Annotated in this window: 18 protein-coding genes; 9 read left to right on the forward strand and 9 right to left on the reverse strand. The window is 68.8% G+C overall.

Features of this window, described 5'->3' with window-relative positions; genetic code table 11:
- The first annotated feature begins 33 nt into the window (after positions 1-33).
- Positions 34-855 carry an NAD(P)H-binding protein gene (locus AB0J16_RS28925; RefSeq protein ID WP_358545004.1) on the forward strand — a complete coding sequence of 274 codons (822 nt, stop codon included), beginning with the start codon at positions 34-36 and terminating at the stop codon, positions 853-855.
- Here the strand turns inward: AB0J16_RS28925 and AB0J16_RS28930 are convergent.
- Complete coding sequence (locus AB0J16_RS28930; RefSeq protein ID WP_358545005.1) at positions 845-1,579, reverse strand: peroxide stress protein YaaA; 735 nt, start codon at positions 1,577-1,579, stop codon at positions 845-847. The two genes, AB0J16_RS28925 and AB0J16_RS28930, sit on opposite strands and share 11 nt — an antisense overlap.
- 163 nt (positions 1,580-1,742) lie before the next feature.
- Here AB0J16_RS28930 and AB0J16_RS28935 point away from each other — a divergent pair, with 163 nt between their 5' ends.
- Positions 1,743-2,441, forward strand: coding sequence for a GNAT family N-acetyltransferase (locus AB0J16_RS28935; protein ID WP_358545006.1), 699 nt, complete (start codon positions 1,743-1,745; stop codon positions 2,439-2,441).
- Between the two features lie 163 nt (positions 2,442-2,604).
- Here AB0J16_RS28935 and AB0J16_RS28940 read toward each other — a convergent pair whose 3' ends face one another.
- Positions 2,605-2,835 carry a hypothetical protein gene (locus AB0J16_RS28940; RefSeq protein WP_357940303.1) on the reverse strand — a complete coding sequence of 77 codons (231 nt, stop codon included), beginning with the start codon at positions 2,833-2,835 and terminating at the stop codon, positions 2,605-2,607.
- A 223-nt stretch (positions 2,836-3,058) separates the two neighbouring features.
- Between AB0J16_RS28940 and AB0J16_RS28945 the strand changes: the two genes are divergently transcribed.
- Entirely contained in the window at positions 3,059-5,161 is a 2,103-nt protein-coding gene (locus AB0J16_RS28945) for a DNA topoisomerase IV subunit B (RefSeq protein WP_358545007.1), read from the forward strand.
- Positions 5,162-5,835: 674 nt separating this feature from the next.
- Here AB0J16_RS28945 and AB0J16_RS28950 read toward each other — a convergent pair.
- A complete protein-coding gene (locus AB0J16_RS28950; RefSeq protein ID WP_358545008.1) occupies positions 5,836-6,153 on the reverse strand; it encodes a helix-turn-helix domain-containing protein in 318 nt (105 codons plus the stop codon).
- 204 nt (positions 6,154-6,357) lie between these two features.
- Between AB0J16_RS28950 and AB0J16_RS28955 the strand changes: the two genes are divergently transcribed.
- On the forward strand, positions 6,358-7,125 hold the full coding sequence (locus AB0J16_RS28955; RefSeq protein WP_358545009.1) for an alpha/beta hydrolase: 768 nt from the start codon (positions 6,358-6,360) through the stop codon (positions 7,123-7,125).
- 320 nt (positions 7,126-7,445) lie between these two features.
- Here AB0J16_RS28955 and AB0J16_RS28960 read toward each other — a convergent pair whose 3' ends face one another.
- Positions 7,446-7,820: an ester cyclase gene (locus tag AB0J16_RS28960; protein ID WP_358545010.1), complete on the reverse strand. Its 375-nt coding sequence runs from the start codon at positions 7,818-7,820 to the stop codon at positions 7,446-7,448.
- Positions 7,821-7,928: 108 nt separating this feature from the next.
- On the opposite strand from AB0J16_RS28960, the gene AB0J16_RS28965 reads away from it, so the two are divergent.
- Positions 7,929-8,375: a MarR family transcriptional regulator gene (locus AB0J16_RS28965; protein WP_358545012.1), complete on the forward strand. Its 447-nt coding sequence runs from the start codon at positions 7,929-7,931 to the stop codon at positions 8,373-8,375.
- Positions 8,376-8,588: 213 nt separating this feature from the next.
- On the opposite strand, the gene AB0J16_RS28970 is transcribed toward AB0J16_RS28965, so the two are convergent.
- Positions 8,589-9,995, reverse strand: a complete 1,407-nt coding sequence (locus tag AB0J16_RS28970) for a DNRLRE domain-containing protein (RefSeq protein WP_358545014.1) — start codon at positions 9,993-9,995, stop codon at positions 8,589-8,591.
- A 266-nt stretch (positions 9,996-10,261) separates the two neighbouring features.
- Positions 10,262-10,759, reverse strand: coding sequence for a carbonic anhydrase (locus AB0J16_RS28975; RefSeq protein WP_358545015.1), 498 nt, complete (start codon positions 10,757-10,759; stop codon positions 10,262-10,264).
- A gap of 152 nt (positions 10,760-10,911) precedes the next feature.
- On the opposite strand from AB0J16_RS28975, the gene AB0J16_RS28980 reads away from it, so the two are divergent.
- Entirely contained in the window at positions 10,912-11,223 is a 312-nt protein-coding gene (locus AB0J16_RS28980; RefSeq protein ID WP_357940319.1) for a hypothetical protein, read from the forward strand.
- A 95-nt stretch (positions 11,224-11,318) separates the two neighbouring features.
- On the opposite strand, the gene AB0J16_RS28985 is transcribed toward AB0J16_RS28980, so the two are convergent.
- Complete coding sequence (locus tag AB0J16_RS28985) at positions 11,319-11,882, reverse strand: thioredoxin family protein (protein ID WP_358545016.1); 564 nt, start codon at positions 11,880-11,882, stop codon at positions 11,319-11,321.
- Positions 11,883-11,954: 72 nt separating this feature from the next.
- Here AB0J16_RS28985 and AB0J16_RS28990 point away from each other — a divergent pair, with 72 nt between their 5' ends.
- A complete protein-coding gene (locus tag AB0J16_RS28990; RefSeq protein ID WP_358545018.1) occupies positions 11,955-12,332 on the forward strand; it encodes a VOC family protein in 378 nt (125 codons plus the stop codon).
- A 154-nt stretch (positions 12,333-12,486) separates the two neighbouring features.
- Here AB0J16_RS28990 and AB0J16_RS28995 read toward each other — a convergent pair whose 3' ends face one another.
- Both AB0J16_RS28995 and AB0J16_RS29000 read right to left on the reverse strand, forming a co-directional pair.
- Entirely contained in the window at positions 12,487-15,534 is a 3,048-nt protein-coding gene (locus AB0J16_RS28995) for a glycoside hydrolase family 3 N-terminal domain-containing protein (protein WP_358545019.1), read from the reverse strand.
- A gap of 170 nt (positions 15,535-15,704) precedes the next feature.
- A complete protein-coding gene (locus tag AB0J16_RS29000; protein WP_358545020.1) occupies positions 15,705-18,218 on the reverse strand; it encodes a DNA topoisomerase IV subunit A in 2,514 nt (837 codons plus the stop codon).
- 127 nt (positions 18,219-18,345) lie between these two features.
- Between AB0J16_RS29000 and AB0J16_RS29005 the strand changes: the two genes are divergently transcribed.
- Both AB0J16_RS29005 and AB0J16_RS29010 read left to right on the forward strand, forming a co-directional pair.
- Entirely contained in the window at positions 18,346-19,161 is an 816-nt protein-coding gene (locus AB0J16_RS29005; protein ID WP_357940329.1) for a TauD/TfdA family dioxygenase, read from the forward strand.
- A 444-nt stretch (positions 19,162-19,605) separates the two neighbouring features.
- Positions 19,606-21,693: an ATP-dependent DNA helicase RecQ gene (locus AB0J16_RS29010; protein ID WP_358545022.1), complete on the forward strand. Its 2,088-nt coding sequence runs from the start codon at positions 19,606-19,608 to the stop codon at positions 21,691-21,693.
- The last annotated feature ends 22 nt before the right edge of the window (positions 21,694-21,715 follow it).

The following is a 21,715-nucleotide window of genomic DNA, read 5'->3' on the forward strand; positions in this document are numbered from 1 at the left end:
CCCAGAATCATCACCAGAAAGGCATTTCCCGATATGACCACCCTTGTTACCGGCGCGCGTGGCGCCGTCGCCACTGAGCTCATCGCCATCCTGCGTCGCCGCGGCCTGCCCGTCCGCCCGGCCTCCCGCCAGCCCGGCGACCCGTCGATCGCCACGTGCGACCTCAGTGACCCCGCGACGTTCCCCGCCGCCCTGGCCGGTGTCACCTCGGTCTTCCTGTACGCCGAACCGTCGCACATCGACGCCTTCGTCAAGGAGGCGACCGAGGCCGGAGTCGAGCACATCGTGCTGCTGTCGTCCTCCTCCGTGCTCGGCCCGAACCCCGAGGCCAGCCCCCTGGCCAAGTCCCACCTGGACGTGGAACGGGCCCTGACCGCCGCGCCCGTCCGCAGCACGCTGCTGCGCCCGGGTTCGTTCGCCGGCAACGCGCTGGGCTGGTCCTGGCCCGTCAAGGCCGGCGAGCCGGTGAGCCTGCCGTACCCCCACTCGCACAACGACCCCATCCACGAGGCCGACATCGCCGAGGCGGCCGCCGCCGTGCTCACCGAGCCGGCCCTGGGCGGCCGGCCGTACCTGCTGACCGGGCCCGAATCGATCACCTTCGCCGAGCAGATCGCCATCCTCGGCCACGTGACCGGCAGGGACATCACCATCAGGAACGTCACGCGGGAGGAGTGGAAGGCGGAGATGGCGGACTACATCCCCGAGCAGTTCGCCGAGCCATTGCTGGACTGGTGGCAGTCCAACGACGGCGTGCCGGTCGAGATCACCACGGACGTCGAGCGGTTGATCAGCCGCCCCGGCCGGACGTTCGCGGCCTGGGCGGCGGATCACCTGGGTGACTTCACAGGTTGACGTCGAGGGTCCAGGGGCGGTTGGGCCGGGTGGGCTCGATCAGGTGGACCGTGTGGCCGTGGCCGGTGAGGAGCGCGGCCAGTTCGCCGGGTGTGGCGGGATCCGCCCCGGTCTCCAGCAGGGTGCGGGCGATCTCACCCCGGGTCGCCTTCGCCATGTGGCTGACCACCTTGCCATCGCGGAACACCCGTACCGCCACAGACCGCTCCCCGGGCTGCCAGGCTCCCGCGTAGGTGGCCGAACGCAGATCGACCACCAGCCCGTCCAGGCGCTCCAGCTCCTTGGACACCGTGGGCCGCCAGAACGCGGCCAGCCCACCCAGCACCGGCAGAGTCACCCCCATCGACAGCCGGTACGGCGGGACGCGATCGGTGATCCGCAACACGCCCCAGAGGCCGGAGAAGATGAGCACCGACTCCTCGGCCCGCTTCCTGGCCTCGTCCGTCAGGGTGCCTAGACCGAGCTTCTCGTACAGGACGCCGGTATAGAGATCGGCCGCCGGGAGGGCCGGAGCGGTTTGGAGCTCCAGGTTTTTGGCCAGTTCGCCTGCCAGGCCGGGCGACAGGCCGAGGACGTCGAGGGCGTCACGCCGTCTGGACGCTCTCATGAGCGCGGTCAGTACGCGTTTGCGCGGTCTGTCCAGGGCGGGGAACGAAAGATCCCCTAGAGGGGGACCGCTGCCTTCACCGGCCTTCCCCTCCGAGGGCGGCAACAAAATCAGCACGCCACAGCATAGTCAATGCCCACTACCCACCGCCCACAGCCTGCCGCCCGCCGCTCACTGCTTGTGTCTGGGTTGCCCTGCCTGCTGAGGGTTCTTCCGGAATACGGCCGCCGAGGTTTGGCCGCTTCGCGGGAGGTTCGCGCTGGTTGGGTAGGGTGCGCGAGTGGATTTCGACTTGCTGGTACATGAGGCCTGGCCCGCCTATGAGCAGCGGACGTACGACGGCTGGATCCTTCGCTACGCCGGAGGAGTGACCAAGCGGGCGAACTCCGTGCTCCCCCTGGGGAGGCCCGCCGATCTCACTGGCGCGATCGAGGCCGCCGAGGCGTTCTATGCCGAAAAGGGGCAGCGGAGCGTGTTCTCCGTGGGGATGGGGGCCATGCCGGGGCTCGATGACGAGCTGTCGGCGCGGGGGTATGAGACCGTCGACCCGACCGTGATCATGGTCGGGGGCGGCGGTGTCTCCCAGGCCGTTCATCCGGTGCGGGTGGAGGAGCGGCCCTGGCCGGGGTGGCTGGAGACCTGGTGGGCCGTGGACGGGCGCTACGTCGAGGGTGTCGAGGTGGCTGAGCGGATCTGCCGAGGGGTGCCTGCTCTGTACGCCGCGGTCGAGGAGGACGGTCAGGCCGTCGCCGTCGGCCGGGGTGTGCCGCAGGGGGAGACGATCGGGATCTACTGCATGGCCACGTCGCCCCAGGCTCGCCGCCGTGGGCTGGCCAGGAGCGTGTTGCGTGCTCTCGTACGGCGTAGCGGGGCGCGTACGGCCTATCTGGTGACCACCGCGCCCAACGAGGCGGCCCAGGCCCTGTACCGAAGCGAGGGCTTCGAGACGCGGGCGCGCTATCACTACAGAGCGAAGTAGGGCCGCGTGAGATCAGATGGCGGCGATATACCGGTGAGGTAAGTCGGCGATGTGTCCGTCCGGTGAGACGGCCTGAGACATGACGAAACGGCGGTCCCGGGCCTGCCGGGATCGCCGTTCCGCTCCGTGCAATATGTTGTTATCTCATCACGACCAGCGCCGGTTAGCGCTCGTCGTTGGGGGCCACTGTTGGGGTTTCGCTGAGCCGAGCAGACTCGTCCAGGATGTCGGCGCCCTTATCGCGGAGCGCTGCTATGTGCTGACGCCCGTGATGAGCGCAGAACAGCAGCTCCCCACCCACGGGCAGGGTCGCGCGAATGTAGGCCTGGGCGCCGCAACGGTCGCAACGGTCGAGGGCCGTCAGCGGCTTAACGGGGGCGAGAGCTCCAGTCACGTATCGCCTTTCGGGTCACCCCCGCCGAAGCGAGGATCTGGCGTCAGTCACTTGGACAACATCTAACCGGACGTGGACGTTCCCAATCACTGCCCGGCTACGCCGAGAGCAGAATGTGGCCGGAAGTGATGGAGAGCCGTCGCCTGGTAACACCAAACCTGCCGTCATGGCAAGCTTGTACGCGTGCGTAGGGGAAGAACGATAGGCTACGCACACATGTTCGATGCTCAGTTCGACGCTTAAACGCAGGGGAGCCGGAGTGACGCTAGTGGAGGCGGGTTACACGGCTCGTCACCTGTCGGTGCTTGAGGGGCTGGAAGCGGTCCGCAAGCGCCCTGGCATGTATATCGGGTCAACCGACAGTCGCGGGCTCATGCACTGCCTCTGGGAGATCGTCGACAACGGCGTCGACGAGGCGCTCGCCGGGCACTGCACCCGCATCGAGGTGGAGCTCTATCCAGACGGCTCCATCGAGGTGCGCGACGACGGCCGCGGCATCCCCGTCGACATCGAGCCCAAGAGCGGTCTGGCCGGAGTGGAGCTCGTCTACACCAAGCTCCACGCGGGCGGTAAGTTCGGCGGCGGCGCCTACGGCGCGTCCGGCGGCCTGCACGGCGTGGGCGCCTCCGTGGTCAACGCCCTGTCCGAGCGCCTTGACGTCGAGGTCGACCTTGACGGCCGCATCCACCAGATCAGTTTCCGCCGCGGCGTTCCCGGCATCTTCGACGGCGACGGCCCGAAGGCCAAGTTCAAGAAGAAGTCCGGCATGCGTGACGGCGGCAAGCTGCACAAGCGGATCACCGGCACTCGGGTGCGGTTCTGGGCCGACAAGCAGATCTTCCTGCCCGACGCCGAGGTCTCGCTCGACGAGATCCACGTCCGCCTGCGTCAGACCGCCTTCCTGGTGCCCGGCCTGAGCCTGACCGTGATCGACAGCAGGCACGAGGAGCGGGTCGAGGAGGAGTTCCACTTCGACGGGGGCATCTCCGAGTTCACCGAGTTCCTGGCCCGCGACGAGGCCGTCTGTGACGTGCTGCGCCTGCAGGGGGTCGGCCACTTCCACGAGACCGTCCCGGTGCTCGATGACCAGGGCCACATGACGCCCACCGAGGTGCAGCGTGAGCTCACCGTCGACGTGGCCGTGCGCTGGGGCAAGGGTTACGACTCGACCGTCCGCTCGTTCGTCAACGTGATCGCCACCCCCAAGGGCGGCACCCACCTCACCGGCTTCGAGCGCGGCCTGGCCCGCACGATCAACGAGCTGCTGCGCGAGACCCGTCTGCTGAAGAACGGCGACGACCCGGTCAGGGGCGAGGACATCTCCGAGGGCCTGACCGGGGTCGTCACGGTCCGGGTGCCAGAGCCGCAGTTCGAGGGCCAGACCAAGGAGGTGCTGGGCACCTCGGCGGCCACCCGCATCGTCTCCCACGTGGTCTCCCGCGAGCTCAAGGAGCTGTTCGCCAACCCGCCGCGCGGCTACAAGCAGCCCCTGCGCGCCGTGCTGGAGAAGATCGTCGCCGCCGCCAAGGCCCGCATCGCGGCCCGCGAGCACCGCGACAACCAGCGCCGCAAGAGCGCCCTGGAGAACTCCGCGCTCCCCGCCAAGCTCGTCGACTGCCGCAGCGACGACATCGACCGCAGCGAGCTGTTCATCGTCGAGGGCGACTCCGCGCTGGGCACCGCCAAGCTGGCCCGCGACTCGGAGTTCCAGGCCCTCCTGCCGATCCGCGGCAAGATCCTCAACGTGCAGAAGGCGTCCGTGAGCGACATGCTCAAGAACGCCGAGTGCGCCGCGATCATCCAGGTGGTCGGCGCGGGCTCCGGCCGCTCCTTCGACATCGAGGCGGCCCGTTACGGCAAGGTCATCCTGATGGCCGACGCCGACGTCGACGGCGCCCACATCCGCTGCCTGCTGCTGACCCTCTTCCACCGCTACATGCGGCCCATGGTCGAGGCGGGCCGGGTGTTCGCCGCGGTCCCGCCGCTGCACCGCATCGAGCTCACCAACCCCGGCCGGGGCAAGGAGAAGTACATCTACTGCTACTCCGACGCCGAGCTGCAGAAGGTGCTGCGCGACCTGGAGCGACGCGGCCGGCGCTGGAAGGACCCGGTGCAGCGCTACAAGGGTCTGGGCGAGATGGACGCCGACCAGCTCGCGGAGACCACGATGGACCCCCGCCACCGCATCCTGCGCCGCGTCCGCATCGAGGACGCGGAGACGGCGGAGGGGATCTTCAGCCTGCTGATGGGCAGCGACGTGGCTCCGCGCCGCGAGTTCATCGTCAGCAGCGCCGCCGAAGTCGACCGCGACCATATTGACGCCTAAACCTCTGCTTGGTTTTGCCTGCTCGGCGCCGTTTTTGCGGCTCTTCTTTTTCGGGCTTTCTTTTACGGCAGGCACGGTGAGCCCCCGACGCCGTAGCGGGCTGAGGTCTGTCCAGGGGCACGCTCCTCCGGTGGAGCGGGTCGGGCGCCGTGACGTGCGCATGATTGACCGTGGCTTCCGTGTGGTTGGGCCCGTGGTGCCCGACAGTCCGCCAAGGCCGCGTTTGAGGCCGCTCTGACAGGCCTTGGCGCGTCAGGCCCATCGTGGGGCACTGGGGCGCGCCTAGACCTGGTCAGCACGCTCCAGGGCCGCTCAGGCCCGTTCCAGAGCGCACCCAGGACCTGCTCAGCATGCCCAGGGCCGTTGCAGTCCTCAGGCCCTTCACCCAGGCTCGTTTCGGCTCGCGGCGTTCTCGGCTGTCCGCGCCCATCCCTCAGAGAAGGCGCCGGGGCCGTCAAGACGAGCGGCGTGAGGGTTTGGCTCACCGGCCGTGAGCTCGGCCAGGCCCGTGCGGGCGGCGTCGAGGACGCGGTCGACCAGGGGAAGTAGTGCCTCGGTAACGGTGTCGCAGTGGCGGGTGGTTTCGTCAGTGACGAGTAGCAGCGTTTTCGGTCAGTTCTGACAGCGCTAGATTCCGGTACCCGCCAGTAATGTCGGTGAGAAATGACAGCGCATCAGAGATGTGAATCGGCTGAACCGTCGTAGGCTCGGCGGGCTGCGGTGATGGCAGGGGCCGCGAGACGGGCCCAGTCCGTGAGCGCTTCGAGGGGCTCGCGTATGTCTTCGATCAATGGAGTAGTGGCGTACTCGACTCGCGGTGGGGAATCCGGGTACACGGTTCGGGTGATGAGCCCGTTGCGTTCGAGATCGCGCAAGCTGACGGTCAGCATGCGACGGCTGATGCCCGTGATCGCGCGCTCCAGCTGGGTGAAGCGGCGCGGACCTTTGCCCAGCTCGACCAGTACCTGAGCGCTCCACTTGCCGCCGATCAAGTTCAGGACCTCGGGCAGCGGGCAATCGTCAGGGGCGGGGGCCGTCGTCGCGGGCGTGAGCTGGTTTGTTACTGCGGTGTTCCGTTGCGACAAGAAAGTGCCTTCTTCCGAAGCTCTCTAAGCTTGCGTCACGATTGATCCCGTTATCAAGCGTAACGGTCCTGCGTGCAGGCAGGATCTTCGTGAACAGATGAGGAACAACACGTGCCCATCGCACGCAGCAATGGTTTCAAGATTTCCTACGAGGTCTCCGGCGAGGGCCCCGCAGTGGTGCTTCATCCGGGCATGTTCCAGGACGGAGCACATTGGACGCATAGCGGGTACACGTCCGCCCTCACGCCCACCTGTACTGTGATCGCCATCGACCCGCTCGGCCTGGGTGGGAGCGACGCTCCGCATCAGGTCGAGGACTATTCGCTGGAACGGCGGGTGGACTCCGTCACGGCGGTGCTGGACGAGGTAGGCGTCGAAAGGGCCGCGTTCTGGGGATACTCGCTCGGCGCCATGACCGGTTACGCGGTCGCCGCGCATGCGCCCGACCGGCTGACCTGCCTGGTGGCCGGCGGGTTTGATCCTATCGATGGTTTCCGCTCTGCGGTCGGTCCTACGCTGCGTCTGCTCGGCCTGCCCGCCGACACCGACGCGTACCAGCTGATGAAGCAAGGCGCCGCTGCGGATCCCTATCAGGCCGCCCTGATCGAGGCAGGTGATCCTGCCGGTTTCCGCGCCAATTATGAGGCGTTCTCACGCGAGCCTGGACTCCATCGGGAACTCACCGACTCCGGCGTGCCGATGCTGCTGTACGCGGGCACGGCCGATCCTTGGCACGGGCCGATGCAGGCCTTCGCCGAGGGCTCAGGCGTGCACTTCTTGTCCATCTCCGACGCAGATCACAAGGGCTGCTGGGACAGATCGACCGACGTTCTGCCAACGGTGCTGCCGTTCCTGGCCACTAACGCCGGCATGCCGTGAGCAAGGCCACGCCTGTGGTGACGCTCAGCTGATCTGTGGCCGGGCTCGCTTGTTTACGTGCTGCTGTTCTTTCTCGGCGCGAGGACGGTGGCCGCTGCTCGTCCCGCGTCAAGATCGTTCGTCCTCGGGGCGGGGCGGGGCCGGGCCGGACTGGGACGGGGCCGGGGTCGGGGCTGGGGTGCAGGCGGGGTCCGGGGCGCGGGGGCGGGCCAGGTCGGGGCCGGGGCTGGAACCCAGGCGGGGCACGGGGACCGGGGTGCGGGGAGGCCCGGGGATCGGGGTGCGGGCGGGCGCCGGGGCCGAGGGGGTTCGGTCTGGCGTCAGATGGGGCGCAAGGTGCTGGTGTCCAGGATCGGCCACAGGTTGGTGATCTGGTTGTCCTTGAGTTCGAAGATGACGCAGGCCCTGATCTCCAAGGGCTGGTTCGTTGGCGGGACGCCGAAGAAGGTGCCGGTGTGGGTGCCGCTCAGGGTCCATCTGGTGGCAACTTTGTTGTCTTCTGCGATCATGTCCTGGACGTCGAAGTGCATGTCTGGGAGGGCTGAGCGGATGTGGGTGGAGATCTGCTTGACGCGCTCCGGGCCGGGTGGGTCGTTGGGGCCGGTGGAGAGGGTGCTGGCGATGATCTCGTCGGCTACGTCCAACCTGCCCTGGTTGAGCACCTCGTCGTACAGGCGCATGACGACGTCCTTCATCGGGATATCCTTCCGATTGGCTAGTTGCTAGAGATGCTTATCTCTAGTTTTCCTAGATATTTGAAAAGCTAGAGAGTTTGGTGGGCGATGTCAAGACGTGCGACGTTGGTGACCGCGTTGCTCGAAGCGCTGCGCAAGACCAACGTGCTTTCGGTCTCGATGAGTCAGGCGGCTGCGGGACGCATTGGCATCAACACCACCGATCTCCACTGCCTCAACCTGTTGAGCGAAGGGGCCCTGACGGCCAGCGAATTGGCGCGGCGGGCCGGGATCACCACCGCGTCCGTCACCGGGGTCATCGATCGGCTCGAATCGGTGGGATATGTGCGGCGGGAGCGGGACGACGCCGATCGGCGGAAGGTCGTGGTGACGCTCGTGCTGGAGCGGGCGGCGGTGGATGTGGCGCCGGTGTTCACGCCGCTGATCAAGGCGTGGCGGGCTTCGTTGAGTGATTACAGCGATGAGCAGCTTGAGGTGATCGCCGACTTCATGAACAAGACGCAGGCCGTGTTCCAGGACGAGGTCGAGCAGATGCGCTCCGGCTCGACGAGCTGACACCCCCGCCCTCGACTCCGCCGGGCACGCTGAGCCAGTCTGGGCACGCTGGGTCCACGCGCGGACATGCTGGGTCCACGCGCGGACGTGCTGGGCCCGTCCAGGCACGCTGAGCTCATCCGGACGCCGAGCGTGTCCCCACGCGCCGAGTTCGTTCGGACATGCCGAAGGGGGCCGGGGGAGCCCGGCCCCCTTCGGGGTTTCAGGTGATGGTCAGCGCCAGTAGATGACCGTCAGGGTCGGGGGCTTGACGCCCTCGTCCTTGTTCTCCGACGCGGCGAAGGCGCGCCAGTTGGTGGCCTCCGTCTCGTCGGCGCCCTTCAGCTGGACGCCGTAGTTGGCAGCGCCCGAAGCCCAGGCCTTGGCCATGGTGGTCACCGGCCACGACAGGTAGCCGGCGCCTCCGGCGCACGGCGCGGTCCAGGTGCGGCCGCGCCCCGCGCGGTTCGTCGCCTGGCCCTCTGCGGTGGTGGTGGGCTTGTTGTCCCAGTTCAGGTCGGTCTCGTCCCACGAGCTGGTGATCCGCTGGGCGGTGAGGCCGGAGCCCACGCGGAGGCCGCAGGCGTTCGTCTCCAGGTTCCACATCGCCATGTTGGCGAAGATGACCCGCTTTCCGGTCAGCTTGTGGGTGTCGAACTTGACCAGGCTGCGCATGACGTCGCCGCCCTGGCCGTTCTCCCAGGGCATCGTGCCCGCGATGATCATCGGGTCACCGGGGTGCGAGGCCCAGGAGGTGGCGACGTCGGTGTCCGTCACGCTCGGCAGCGTGATCACCGGGTCGACGGTCACCGGGTAGACGCGCGCCGGGTCCGCCAGGAACTTGGCGTCCGGCTTGAGCACGAGGACCTTGGTGCCGTTCTGCGTCTCGACCGCGGTGTCGATCTTCGAGAGCGAGTCGCCGCGGGGCTTGCCGTGGCCCTTCGAGTCCCACATGACCGGCTGCGGCCCGGCGGCGATCACCTTGTCGCCGGCCGTACTGGTCAGGAGAAGGCGGCCGTCGGCCGACTCGGACAGTTCGACGCCCTCGGTCTGTACGGGAATGCGGAGCTCCAGCGGACCGGAGGGCTTCTCGCGCAGAACGACGTCGTGACGGAATCCCGTCGGCAGGACGGTGACGACGAGGTCGGCCCCCGGGCCCGCCGCGTCGGTGAAGGTGGCGACGTTCGCCTTGACGACCGGCTTGGGCAGCGCGGTCGGCCACTTGAGCGAGAACACGCGGCCGTTGTCGTCGGTCATCTTCGCCAGCGTGCCCTCGCCGCCGTTGGAGACCTCGACCTGGGCGCGTGAGGCACGCGGCTTCAGTACCGCGCCGTCGGCGACGAGTGAGGTGTCGATGGGCACCCACTGGCCGTTCTGCTGCACCTGGGACGGGCCCGAGGTGATGGTCGCGGTGAAGCTGCCGTCGGGGTTGGCGACGGTGGTGCTGGACTCGTCCGACAGGCTCGGCACGGGTACGGGCTTGCCGTCGGCGGCGGCCTGGGCCGACGCGACGTCCTCCGCGCTCTGGCCGGTGGCGGCCAGAGCGGCTGAAGCCGGGATGGCCGTGGCGGCGGTGAGCACGGTCACGGCGCTGAGCCCGAGGGCCAGGCGGCCCATGGAACGGTTGAGAGACTTACGCAAATCAACGTCCTAACGATCGATGGGTGTGGAGTAGCGCGCGAATGCGCTGACTTCAGGGCGTCGGGCGGGGGACTGGCCCCCGGGCGACGATCACCGATCGTTAGGCGGTACCGGATTGCTCGTAAACATGACATCCCCGTTTCTGTCGCGGCGACAAGATCGCCGACGGGTCACAGGAATATCACAGGTAACGGCACGGCAAAGTGAGAGACCGCTTTGGTGCGATATTTCTCACAAAACGAAGAGTTATCAGGTTAAGCGGAGAGTCATATCAGGTCGACCGGCAGCAGTTCGCCCGTGTGCACGTCGTAGATCGCGCCGCCCACCGGCAGTCCCGGCGGCAGGAAGGGCGAGGAGCGGATCCGCGTCAGGTCATGGCGCAGGGCCGCGTCCTGGTCGGGGACGGTGTGGAACTCCAGGCTGCGGGTGTCGACACCGTGCCGCTGGGTGAGCTCGTACACATCGGCGTCGGTGACCTTGGACATGCCGCAGTCGGTGTGGGGCATCACCAGCACGCGTTCTACGCCGAGCAGGTAGACGGCCAGGACGAGGGTACGCAGGACGTCGTCCGTCACGCGCGCGCCCGCGTTCCGCAGGATCTTGGCGTCGCCCGCCTCTAGACCGAGCAGGCCGAGGGGGTCGATGCGGGAGTCCATGCAGGTCACGACGCCGAGTCCGCGAGCGGCCCGGCCGGTCAGTTCGGAATTCCGGAATTTAGCAGCATATTTCGCATTGGCGGAAATGAGGTCATCGAACTGGCTCATGTGACAGATGATCCCTCACGTCCGTTTCGTTGTGGTTTCCGGGGTGGCGACACGGCGGAAGTTGCCCAAGGTCCCACGCGCGGCACTCACTTTGCGTGATGATGTCGTAGCCCAACGTATGAACAGCCCATGTGTGACCGAAGAAGGTTGTCGTGAGTAGGTCCGAATCGCTCGCCGCGTACCTGCGTACCCATGCCTGGCGCCGCCTCGACCGTGTGGAGACCCGAGACGACGGCCTCAACGCGAGGTGCGCGCTGGCGCTCCTCGACGCGGCCGCCTACGCGGGCGGCCTGCCCGACGACGACCCGCTCATCGTGCTGCTCGACCAGGCAGGCTGTTTCGGGCCGCTGGGTTGTGACGACTTCGACCCCGGAGAGGCCGGCTTCCGGCTGATCCGGGGCTGGCAGGGCGAGCCCCACGAACTCCTGCTCGCCCTGCCGGCCGCCATCGCCACCTCCGCCTGACGTCCCCATCGCCACTTCCGCCGACGTCCGGCAGGGGTCAGGCGGGCGTGCTTACCTGGCTTCCACCGTCACCCGCGCCTGACACTTGGCAGTGGTCAGACGGGTGCGTTGCCTGGCTTCCACTTGATGCCGCAGCCGAGTGACGGGTTCTGCTCCTCGCTCACCGGGTCGCCCGCCAACAGGGCGTCGATCGCCGCGCGCAGCGAGGACCCCGTCACCGGTACGGAGTTGCCGGGCCGGGCATCGTCGAACTCGCCGCGGTAGGCCAGCCGGAACGACGCGTCGTACAGGAAGAAGTCGGGCGTGCACGCCGCCCGATACGCCTTGGCGGTCTCCTGCGTATCGTCGAGCAGATAGGGGAACGGGAAGCCCGCCCGCGACGCCTGCTCGGCCAGGTGTGTCGGGTCGTCGTCGGGGTAGTTCACGCTGTCGTTGCTGCAGATGGCGACCATCGACAGCCTGGGGCCGTAGTCGGTGGCCAGGGTGCTGAGGCCGCGCTCGATGTGCCGCACGTAGGGGCAGTGGTTCGACAGGAACGCCACGAGAATGGCGGGCGAATCCTTGAGATCCGCGAGCGAGACGCTGCCGCCGTGGATCGCGGTCAGCTGGAAATCGGGCGCTGGAGAGCCGAGTGGGACCATGAACGAGTTGGCAGCCATGGCATCCATTGTCGCTGTTGGCCCCGACGAAACCGTCGGTGGCCATCGGTATAACAGTCTCGGAGGTAGGTAATGAACGGCATCGCGGAGTTCCGGACCACGGTCCTCGATTGTGCCCATCCGATGGAGCTGGCCCAGTTCTATTCGCGGTTGCTCGGCTGGCCCATCCTGGAGGGGTCCGACGAGGAGTGGGCCGTCGTCACCAATGGAGGCCCGCCCGCGCGGGTGGCCTTCCAGGCCGTCGACGACTACCGGCCGCCGGTCTGGCCCGGTGCGGAGCATCCCCAGCAGATGCACATCGACGTGACGGTCGGCGACATGGACAAGGCCGAGGCCCAGGTGCTGGAGATCGGTGCCACCAAGCACGAGCACCAGCCGAGCGATGACGACTCCTTCCGCGTCTTCCTCGACCCGGCCGGCCACACGTTCTGCCTCTGCAGGGACGTCTGACAGGTCAGCGGACCGGTAACAGACGAGTGGACCGGCTTCTGGCGAGCTGGCGCCAGAAGTCGGTCCTTGCGTCAGCGGACGGCCTGCGTCAGCAGCAGCTCCACCGCCGTCGCCGTCAGTGGGCCGCCTACGTCAGCAGGTCTGCCGCCTTACGTCAGCGGGCCGCCTGTGTCAGCAGTTCCACCGCCTTGTGTACGTTGCCGGCCGCCAGCTCATGGTCGGCCGACGCCTGCAGGTCGGGCCGTCTGCCGGTGGTCTGGGCGATGTCTCTGGCCACCGAGACGACGGCGTCGTCCTGCGCGTACGCGTCCGTCTTCGAACGGTCGAGCAGCGCCGCCGCGGTGCCGATCGCCCCCAGCACGACGCGGGTCTGCCGCACGGAGCCGTCGGCATTCCAGTTGTTGCCCAGCAGCGCCACCAGCAACGCCGCCGAAGCCGCCCTGGAGGCTCCGTCGCCGCCGGAGAGCCGGTCGTAGGCCGCCTTGAGCCGGTCGCGGGCCCGGTCGGTGCGCAGTCCCCAGCCGTACGGATAAAGCGGGTCGTAGGTCGCGTCGCCCACGTTGATCGGCACCTGCTCCGCCGTACGGAACCAGGTGAAGGGCAGCCGCCCCGTGTACGGCACGGCCCCGAACAGCGGGTCGGCCACGCCGGCGCCCTCGGTGCCCGGCAGCCACGACGCCACCAGCGCCTTGACCTTGGACAGGTCGCCCAGCAGCAGCGGGCGGCCGGAGACGACCAGCACGGCGCACTTCATCGCCCCGCACACCCGGTCGATCGCGGCCCGGTCGGCAGCCGACAGGTCGAGCGTGTGCCCGTTGACGCCCACGTCGCCCTGGCCCTCGGCGTACGGCTTCTCGCCCACCACCACGACACCCACGTCATGCCCGGCCAGCGGCGCGGAGGCGTCGGCCGAATAGGTGACGGAGGCCGCCCGGCCACGGATCGCCGACAGGATCGTGGTGCCCTGCGTGATGGGCCCGGACGAGCCCTGCCAGGTGATCGTCCAGCCGCCGCTCTGGTTGCCGAGGTCGTCGGCGTTGGATCCGGCGACGTACACCTTGGCGTCGCGGCGCAGCGGCAGCAGCCGGTCCTCGTTCTTCAGCAGCACCTGCGACTTCGCAGCGGCCGTGCGGGCCACCGCGCGGTGGGCGGCCGACCCGACGTCGCCGATGCCGGAACGGTCGGCGTACGGGTGCTCGAACAGGCCGAGCCGGAACTTCTGCGTCAGGATCCTGGAGACCGCGTCGTCGATCCGCGCCATGGGCACCCCTCCGGCCGCGATCTCGGCCTTGAGCGTGCTCGTGAACAGCGGATACGCGTACGGCACCATGATCATGTCGAGCCCGGCGTTGATCGAGGTACGCACGTCGCTCGGATAGTCACCGGGGATCTGGTCGATGGCCTGCCAGTCGCTGATCACGAAGCCCTTGAAGCCGAGCCGGCCCTTGAGCACGTCGGTGATCAACTCCTTGTGCGCGTGCATCTTGAGCGGCCCCTGGCCGAAGTCGACGCTGGAGAACGACGGCATGACGCTGCCCACGCCACGCTTGACCGCCTCGGCGAAGGGCGCCAGGTGGATGGCCGCCAGCTGTTCCCTGGTGAGCTGGGTGACGCCCTGGTCGATCTTGTAGTCGCCGGTCGAGGAGCCGTACGTGGTGCCGCCGTCGCCGACGTAGTGCTTGGCCGTGGCCAGCACGCCGTTGTCCTGCAGGCCGTCGATGATCGTGGTCAGCCGCGAGACCAGCGCCGGGTCCTCGCCGAACGACTCGTAGGCGCGTCCCCACCGGTCGTCCCGCGACACGCACAGGCACGGCGCGAAGTCCCACGGAATGCCGGTGGCCTTGACCTCCTTCGCCGTGACCTTGCCCGCCTGCTCGACCAGGTCGGCGTCGCGGGTGGCGCCGAGGCCGACGTTGTGCGGGAAGATCGTCGCACCGACCACGTTGTTGTGCCCGTGAACCGCGTCGACGCCGTAGATCAGCGGGATCTGCAGCCGCGTCTGCTGGGCGCGCAGCTGGAAGCCGTCGATCATGTCGGCCCACGCCTTCGGCGTGTTGGTCGCCGGGGTGGAGCCGCCGCCCGACAGCAGCGAGCCGAGCAGGTAGGTGGCGATGTCGTTCGGCGAGCCGAGCGCGCCGCGTTCGGCCTGCGTCATCTGGCCGACCTTCTCCTCGGTGCTCATCCGGCCGAGCAGGTCGGCGACCCGCTGCTTGACGGGCTTACGAGCGTCGAGGTACGGCAGGCCGTGCGCGTTGATCACGATGGCCGGAGCCTCGGCCGGGGGTCTGGTGCCCGTGCCGGACAGCTCGATCGGGATGGTCTCGGCGACCTCGGCCGCGCCGTCGGCCAGTGTCTTGACCGTGAACGCCTTGGCCGAGCCAGAGGCGGTGCCCGCGGGGAAGGTCAGCGTGCCCTCGACCGGTGTGTAGTCCTGGCCGGGGGTGGCCGTGCCGGTGCCGGTGCGGTAGCCGACGGCCAGGTCGGCGGGGAGCGGGCCGCCGGTGGCGGTGGTGACCGAGACGCGTATCTCGGCCGTGCCCTTCTCGTTCACCGGATAGACCGGCTTGTCCGTGGCCAGGCGTACGGGCCGGGGCGGGGCGGTGCCGTAGACCTGCACGTCGTCCCAGAACAGCGTGCCGGAGGCGGCCGGGAGTCGCATCGAGTAGCCCCACATGGCGACAAGGTCGAGCTGTCCGTCGGTGGGGGCCCCGCCCGGCTGGTAGTCGCCGCGGCGGGTGAAGCCGGAGAACGGCACCTGTACCTGCCGCCATCCGGCCGTGTCGTCGGTGAAGGACGACTCGAACAGCTCAGAGCTGCCCGCTCCGCCGCCGCCGTCCTTGATCTCGAAGAACACCTTCTGCCCGGATCCGGTGCCCTTGACCCAGAAGGAGAACCCTTCGTAGGCGGACCAGTCCTGGGCGGTCGTCAGGTCGTGGGACCAGCCGCCCCACTGGCTCACGTTGTAGACCGCTTTGAGCACCCGGTTGGTCGTGGGGGCGCCGGGCCGGGTCGCGTCGGGCTCGACGGTCAGGGCCGGGGTCGAGGCGGTGTCGTTGCCCCAGGCGGAGACGCCCGCGGGCAGGGTCGTGGCCTCGAAGTCGGTGACGGTCAGCGGTTCGGCGGCGGCCTGGGCCGGCGGAGCGGTGACCAGCGCGGCCACCAGGGCCACCGCCGCCCACAGCGGGGTCCTTAATCGGAACATGGATCCTCCCAAGAGCAGAGAGAGCGCTCTCTCCTAGAGGGGATCGTGTCACGGGAGCGATTTATAACAACCCCCGTCAACCTGTGTGATGCCGCCCGGCTGTCCGCAGGCCGGGCGGCCCAGGAAGCGGCCGCCGCCTCACGCGCGACACGTCGGCGGCGGCCCGCACGTCAGAACAGCGGCGCTTCGTTTTCCGGCTGAGCGGGTTCGGCCGAGTCGTCGGCCGGGCCCGCCGCCAGGGCGCCGCCGATGGCGCCGATGGTGTTGGTGAGGCGGACGCCAGAGCCGTCGCGGCGCCCGATCTCGTCCGGCAGCGGCACCGGCTTGCCCACCGAGGACACCGCCTTGGCCGGCGCGGGTCCCACCCAGGCCAGCAGCAGCACGTCTTCGCCCTTGAGGAAGCGCTGGGCCCGGACCCCGCCGGTGGCCCGCCCCTTGGCCGGGAACTCCGCGTAGTCCGACACCTTGCCGCCCCCGACCTGAGTGCCCGGCAGGGCGGTGGACGAGCCCGCCACCGTCACCACCTGGGACGGACGCGACGGATCGACCACGCCGAACCAGATCACCCGGGCCGCGTCGTCGAGCCGGATGCCCGCCATGCCGCCCGCCGGGCGTCCCTGCGGGCGTACCTGCGAGGCCGGGAAACGCAGCAGCTGCGCGTCGGAGGAGACGAACACCAGGTCATGCTCCTCGGATTCGAGCTCCACGGCGCCCACCACGGTGTCGCCCTCCTTGAGGGTGATCACCTCGAAGTCGTCGCGGTTGGCCGGATAGTCGGGCACCACCCGCTTGACCACGCCCTGCGCGGTGCCGACGGCCAGGCCGGGACCGTCGGGGTCGAGCGAACCGAGCCCGACGACCGTCTCGTCCGGTTCGAGCGCGACGAACTCGGAGACGGGATGGCCGCCCGACAGCGACGGCGGGTTGGCGGAGGGCGGCAGGATGGGCAGATCGACCACCGCGACGCGGATCAACCGGCCCGCCGACGTCACCACGCCGACCTCGCCTCTGGCGGAGGTGCGGACCACGGAGACCAGCACGTCGTGCGCGGACCGCTCATCTCCGCCCGACAGCGGCGAGGCGTCGGAGGTGCGGGCCAGCAGCCCGGTGGAGGAGAGCATCGCCAGGCACGGGTCGTCGGCCACCTGCAGGTCCACCGCCGCCGTACGGGTCACGCCCGACGCCTCCAGCAGGACCGTGCGGCGCGGGGTGCCGTATTTCTTGGCCACGTCGGCCAGCTCGCCCGAGACCACCTGGCGCAGACGGGTGTCCGAGGACAGGATCCCGGTCAGCTCGGCGATCTCGTCGGAGAGCGTCTGCTTCTCGCGGTCGAGCTCCAGCTTGTCGAAGCGGGTCAGGCGGCGCAGCGGCGTGTCGAGGATGTAGGCGGCCTGGATGTCGCTCAGGTCGAAGACCTCCATCAACCGGGCGCGTGCCTGCGCCGAGTCGTCGGAGGTGCGGATGACCTGGATGACCTCGTCGATGTTGAGCAGCGCGATGATGAGGCCGTCGACCAGGTGCAGGCGCTCCTCGCGCTTGCGGCGGCGGAACTCCGAGCGGCGGCGCACGACCTCGAGCCGGTGCTCCACATAGACACGCAGCAGCTCACGCAGACCCAGCGTGCGTGGCTCGCCGTCGACGAGCGCCACGTTGTTGATGCCGAAGGTCTCCTCCATCGGCGTCAGCCGGTAGAGCTCCTCCAGCACGGCCTCGGGGATGAAGCCGTTCTTGATCTCGATGACCAGGTGCAGGCCCTTGTGCCGGTCGGTGAGGTCCTTGAGGTCGGCGATGCCCTGCAGCTTCTTGCTGGTGACCAGCTCTTTGATCTTGGCGACGACCCGCTCGGGGCCGACGTTGTAGGGCAGCTCGGTGACGACGAGGCCCTTGCGGCGCGGCGTGATCTGGTCGACCCTGACCTTGGCCCGCATGCGGAAGGTGCCGCGGCCGCTCTCGTAGGCGTCGCGGATGCCCTGCAGGCCGATGATCGTGCCGCCCGTGGGCAGGTCGGGGCCGGGCACGAAGCGCATGAGCTCGTCGAGCCCCGCGTCGGGCTTCTTGATCAGGTGACGGGCGGCGGCCACGATCTCGGCGAGGTTGTGCGGCGCCATGTTGGTGGCCATGCCGACCGCGATGCCGGTCGTGCCGTTGACCAGCAGGTTGGGGAACGCCGACGGCATGACCGTGGGCTCGGTCTCCTGCCCGTCGTAGTTGGGCTTGAAATCGACGGTGTCCTCGTCGAGCGACTCGACCATCAGCATGGCCGCCGGGGCCAGCCTGGCCTCGGTGTAACGCATGGCGGCCGGCGAGTCGTCGGGGGAGCCGAAGTTGCCGTGGCCGTCGGCCAGGGGCAGGCGCATCGAGAACGGCTGCGCCAACCGGACGAGGGCGTCGTAGATCGCGCCGTCGCCGTGCGGGTGGAGCTTGCCCATCACGTCGCCGACCACCCGCGAGCACTTGACGTGGCCGCGTTCGGGACGCAGGCCCATCTCGCTCATCGAATAGAGGATGCGCCGCTGCACGGGCTTGAGACCGTCGCGCGCGTCGGGTAGCGCGCGCTGATAGATCACCGAGTAGGCGTACTCGAGATAGCTTGCGCGCATTTCCGAGGAGACGTCGATGTCGACGATCCGCTCCTCGAAGTCCTCGGGTGGGGGTGCAGTCGTACGTCGGGCCATGTCGAACATTGTGCCGAAGAAAGTTGAGTGCCCGCGACGCATCGGCCGCGCCGGTCCGTAATAGTGCGCTTGACCAAGCAATTGCTTGGGGCTTACGTTCGGAAATGAAAGCGGCAGACTCGCTTCCGGAGGCGTCATGATCGAATTCCATCCCGTGACCAAGCACATCGGCGCCGAGGTGACAGGCGTGGACCTGCGCAAGCCGCTGTCCCAGGAACAGGTGGAGACCCTGCGGGCCGGTTGGCTCAAGTACCTCGTGCTGTTCTTCCGGGACGCGGAAATCGACGACGAGCAGCACCTGCAGTTCGCCCTGAACTTCGGCACGCTCAACCACCCGGCCTTCAAGAAGGACAGCGCCAGCCCGATCCACGTACTCGACCAGACCGACCCCAAGGGGGAGGGCGGCGACGAGTGGCACAGCGACAACACCTTCGAGCCGACGCCGCCGATGGGGTCACTGCTGCGCTGCGTCCAGCTGCCGAGCGTGGGTGGCGACACGTGCTGGGCCAACACCTACCTGGCCTACGAGACGCTGTCCCCGCCGCTGCAGCGGCTCTGCGACGAGCTCACGGCGGTGCACGACATCACGATGTCGATGAAGAAGGCCATCTCCAAGGGGCATCCGTTCGACCTGGCGGAGGTCCAGGCGAAGTGGCCGCCGCTCGAACGTCCCGTCGTACGCGTACACCCCGAGACCGGCCGCAAGGCGCTGTTCGTCAACCGGGCGTCCACGACCCGGCTGGTGGGGCTGTCCGACCGGGAGAACGAGGCGCTGCTGCCTATGCTGATCGACCACATACGCTCGCCGGAGTATCAGCTGCGACTCCGCTGGCGTCCGGGCACACTGGCCTTCTGGGACAACCGCCCGACGCAGCACTACGCGGTCGCCGACTACACGGAGCGCCGCCGCATGCACCGCGTCACGATCAACGCCTTCCCAGAACACCAATAAACCTGTTCTGTTACGGCACAGCCACCCGCCGCCAGTGGCTGAGGGCTCCAGGGAAATGGCCTCCGAACCCGGGTGGTCTCTGCGGACAAGCTCCTTTCATCCGGTACGGCACAGCCGCCCTCAAGCCACCCACCCGACACAGGCCACCACCGACCACCGGCCGAACCGCTGCGGGGAATCACCGGCTGAACCACTGGCCGCCACCGGCCAAGAATGCGCACGTAACGGCGCCCGGCCCTGTGCGGGCTCAGCGGGCGTTTTCCTGGAGGCCCTCAGCCATGTGCGGCGGGTGGCGGTGGGTGTGGCTTGCCGTAATGGATGGAAGGGGTTTGGGGCCGTAACAACGTGGGTGGCGGTGGGTGCGGCTTGCCGTAACGGATGAAAGAGGTTGTCTGGACCGCAACAATGCACCAATGGTCGGTGGGAGCTGGTAACAAGGACGACATGATTGACGCCCCAGACGCCGAGATGCTGCGTGAAGAGGCCGAGAGCCGGTTGCGAGCGCTCGCCGGTGAGCACGCTCGGCTGCGCGATGACCAGTGGGCCGCCATCGAGGCGCTGGTCATCGACCGGCGGCGGTGCCTCGTCGTCCAGCGCACCGGCTGGGGCAAGTCGGCCGTCTACTTCGTGGCAACCGCCCTGCTGCGCGAGCTCGGCGACGGGCCCACCGTGATCGTCTCGCCGCTGCTCGCCCTGATGCGCAACCAGATCGCCGCCGCCGAGCGGGCCGGGATCCGGGCCGTCACCATCAACTCGGCCAACCCCGAGGCGTGGGAGGAGATCTACGGGCAGGTGGCCGACGGGGAGATCGACGTGCTGCTGGTCAGCCCCGAGCGGCTCAACAACCCCGACTTCCGCGACAACGTGCTGCCCGAGCTGGCCGAGAGCGCCGGCCTGGTGGTGGTCGACGAGGCGCACTGCATCTCCGACTGGGGACACGACTTCCGGCCCGACTACCGCAGGCTCGCCACGCTGTTCAACGAGCTGCCGCCGGGCATCCCGGTGCTCGCCACCACCGCCACCGCCAACGCGCGGGTCACGCGGGACGTGGCCGAGCAGATGGGCGAGGGCACGCTGGTCCTGCGGGGGCCGCTGGAGCGGGAGAGCCTGCACCTGAGCGTCGTGCGGCTGCCGACCGCCGAGCAGCGGCTGGCGTGGCTGTCCCAGGCGCTGCGCGAGCTGCCCGGCTCCGGGATCATCTACACGCTGACCGTGGCCGCGGCCCACGAGATCGCCGGATACCTGCGTGACCAGGGATATGAGGTGGCCTCCTATTCCGGGCAGACCGATCCCGCCGAGCGGCTGGCCGCCGAGGAGGCGCTGCTCAACAACAAGATCAAGGCGCTGGTGGCGACGAGCGCGCTCGGGATGGGCTTCGACAAGCCCGATCTCGGGTTCGTCGTCCACGTGGGGGCGCCGCAGTCGCCCGTCGCCTACTACCAGCAGGTCGGCCGGGCCGGGCGTGGCGTCGAACGCGCCGAGGTGATCCTGCTGCCCGGCACCGAAGACCGCGATATCTGGGCTTATTTCGCCTCACTGGCGTTCCCGCCCGAGCCGGTGGTGCGGGCCACGCTCCAGGCGCTCGAAGAGCGGGGCGTGCTCTCCACCCCCGCGCTGGAGTCGGCCGTCGACCTCAGCCGGAGCCGGCTGGAGATGATGCTCAAAGTCCTCGACGTCGACGGCGCCGTCCACAGGGTCAAGGGCGGCTGGGAGGCGACCGGTGAGCCGTGGGACTACGACGCCGAGCGTTACGCCCGCATCGCCGGCGAGCGCAAGGCCGAGCAGGAGGCCATGCTCGGCTACCTGACCACGACCGAATGCCGCGAACGCTACCTGCGCGGCCACCTCGACGACGAGACGGCCGGCCCGTGCGGCAGATGCGACAACTGCACCGGCGAGCACCGTTCGCCGCAGATCGCCGAACAGGCCGTGGCGGGCGCCCGCGAGCGGCTGACCAGGCCCGGCGTCGAGATCGACGCGCGCAGGCAGTGGCCGACCGGCCTGGCCGACCTGTCCGGCCGCATCAAGCCGGAGCTCGGTGCCGAGCCGGGCCGGGCACTCGGGCGGCTCACCGACATCGGCTGGGGCAACCGGCTGCGCGAGCTGTTCAACGGCGCCGACGGGCCGATGGCCGACGACATGTTCAAGGCCGTGATCCAGGTGCTGTCCGCCTGGGACTGGCGGGAGCGGCCCGTCGCCGTGGTCAACGTGCCGTCCACGTCGCGGCCTCTGCTCGTGCGCGGCTTCGCCGAGCGACTGGCGCAGGTCGGGCGGCTGACCTACCTGGGCGAGCTCGGCTACCGCGACGGCTCGCCGGGCAAGCAGTTCAACAGCGCCAAGCGGGTTCAGGCGGTCAGGGCGACGCTGGCCATGCCGAAGGAGGTCGGCGCCGCCGTGGCGGCGTGCGGTGGTCCGGTCCTGCTGATCGACGATCGCATCGACACCGGCTGGACGATGACGCTCGCCGCCGCGCTCGTCCGCCACGCGGGCGCCCCGGCCGTGCTGCCGCTCGCCCTGGCGACGGTCAGCTAGACACTCAACGCCAGGGCCGTGG

Origin of the sequence: Nonomuraea sp. NPDC049750, from assembly GCF_040659625.1 — a bacterium.
In the GTDB taxonomy this organism is placed as follows: Bacteria; Actinomycetota; Actinomycetes; order Streptosporangiales; family Streptosporangiaceae; genus Nonomuraea.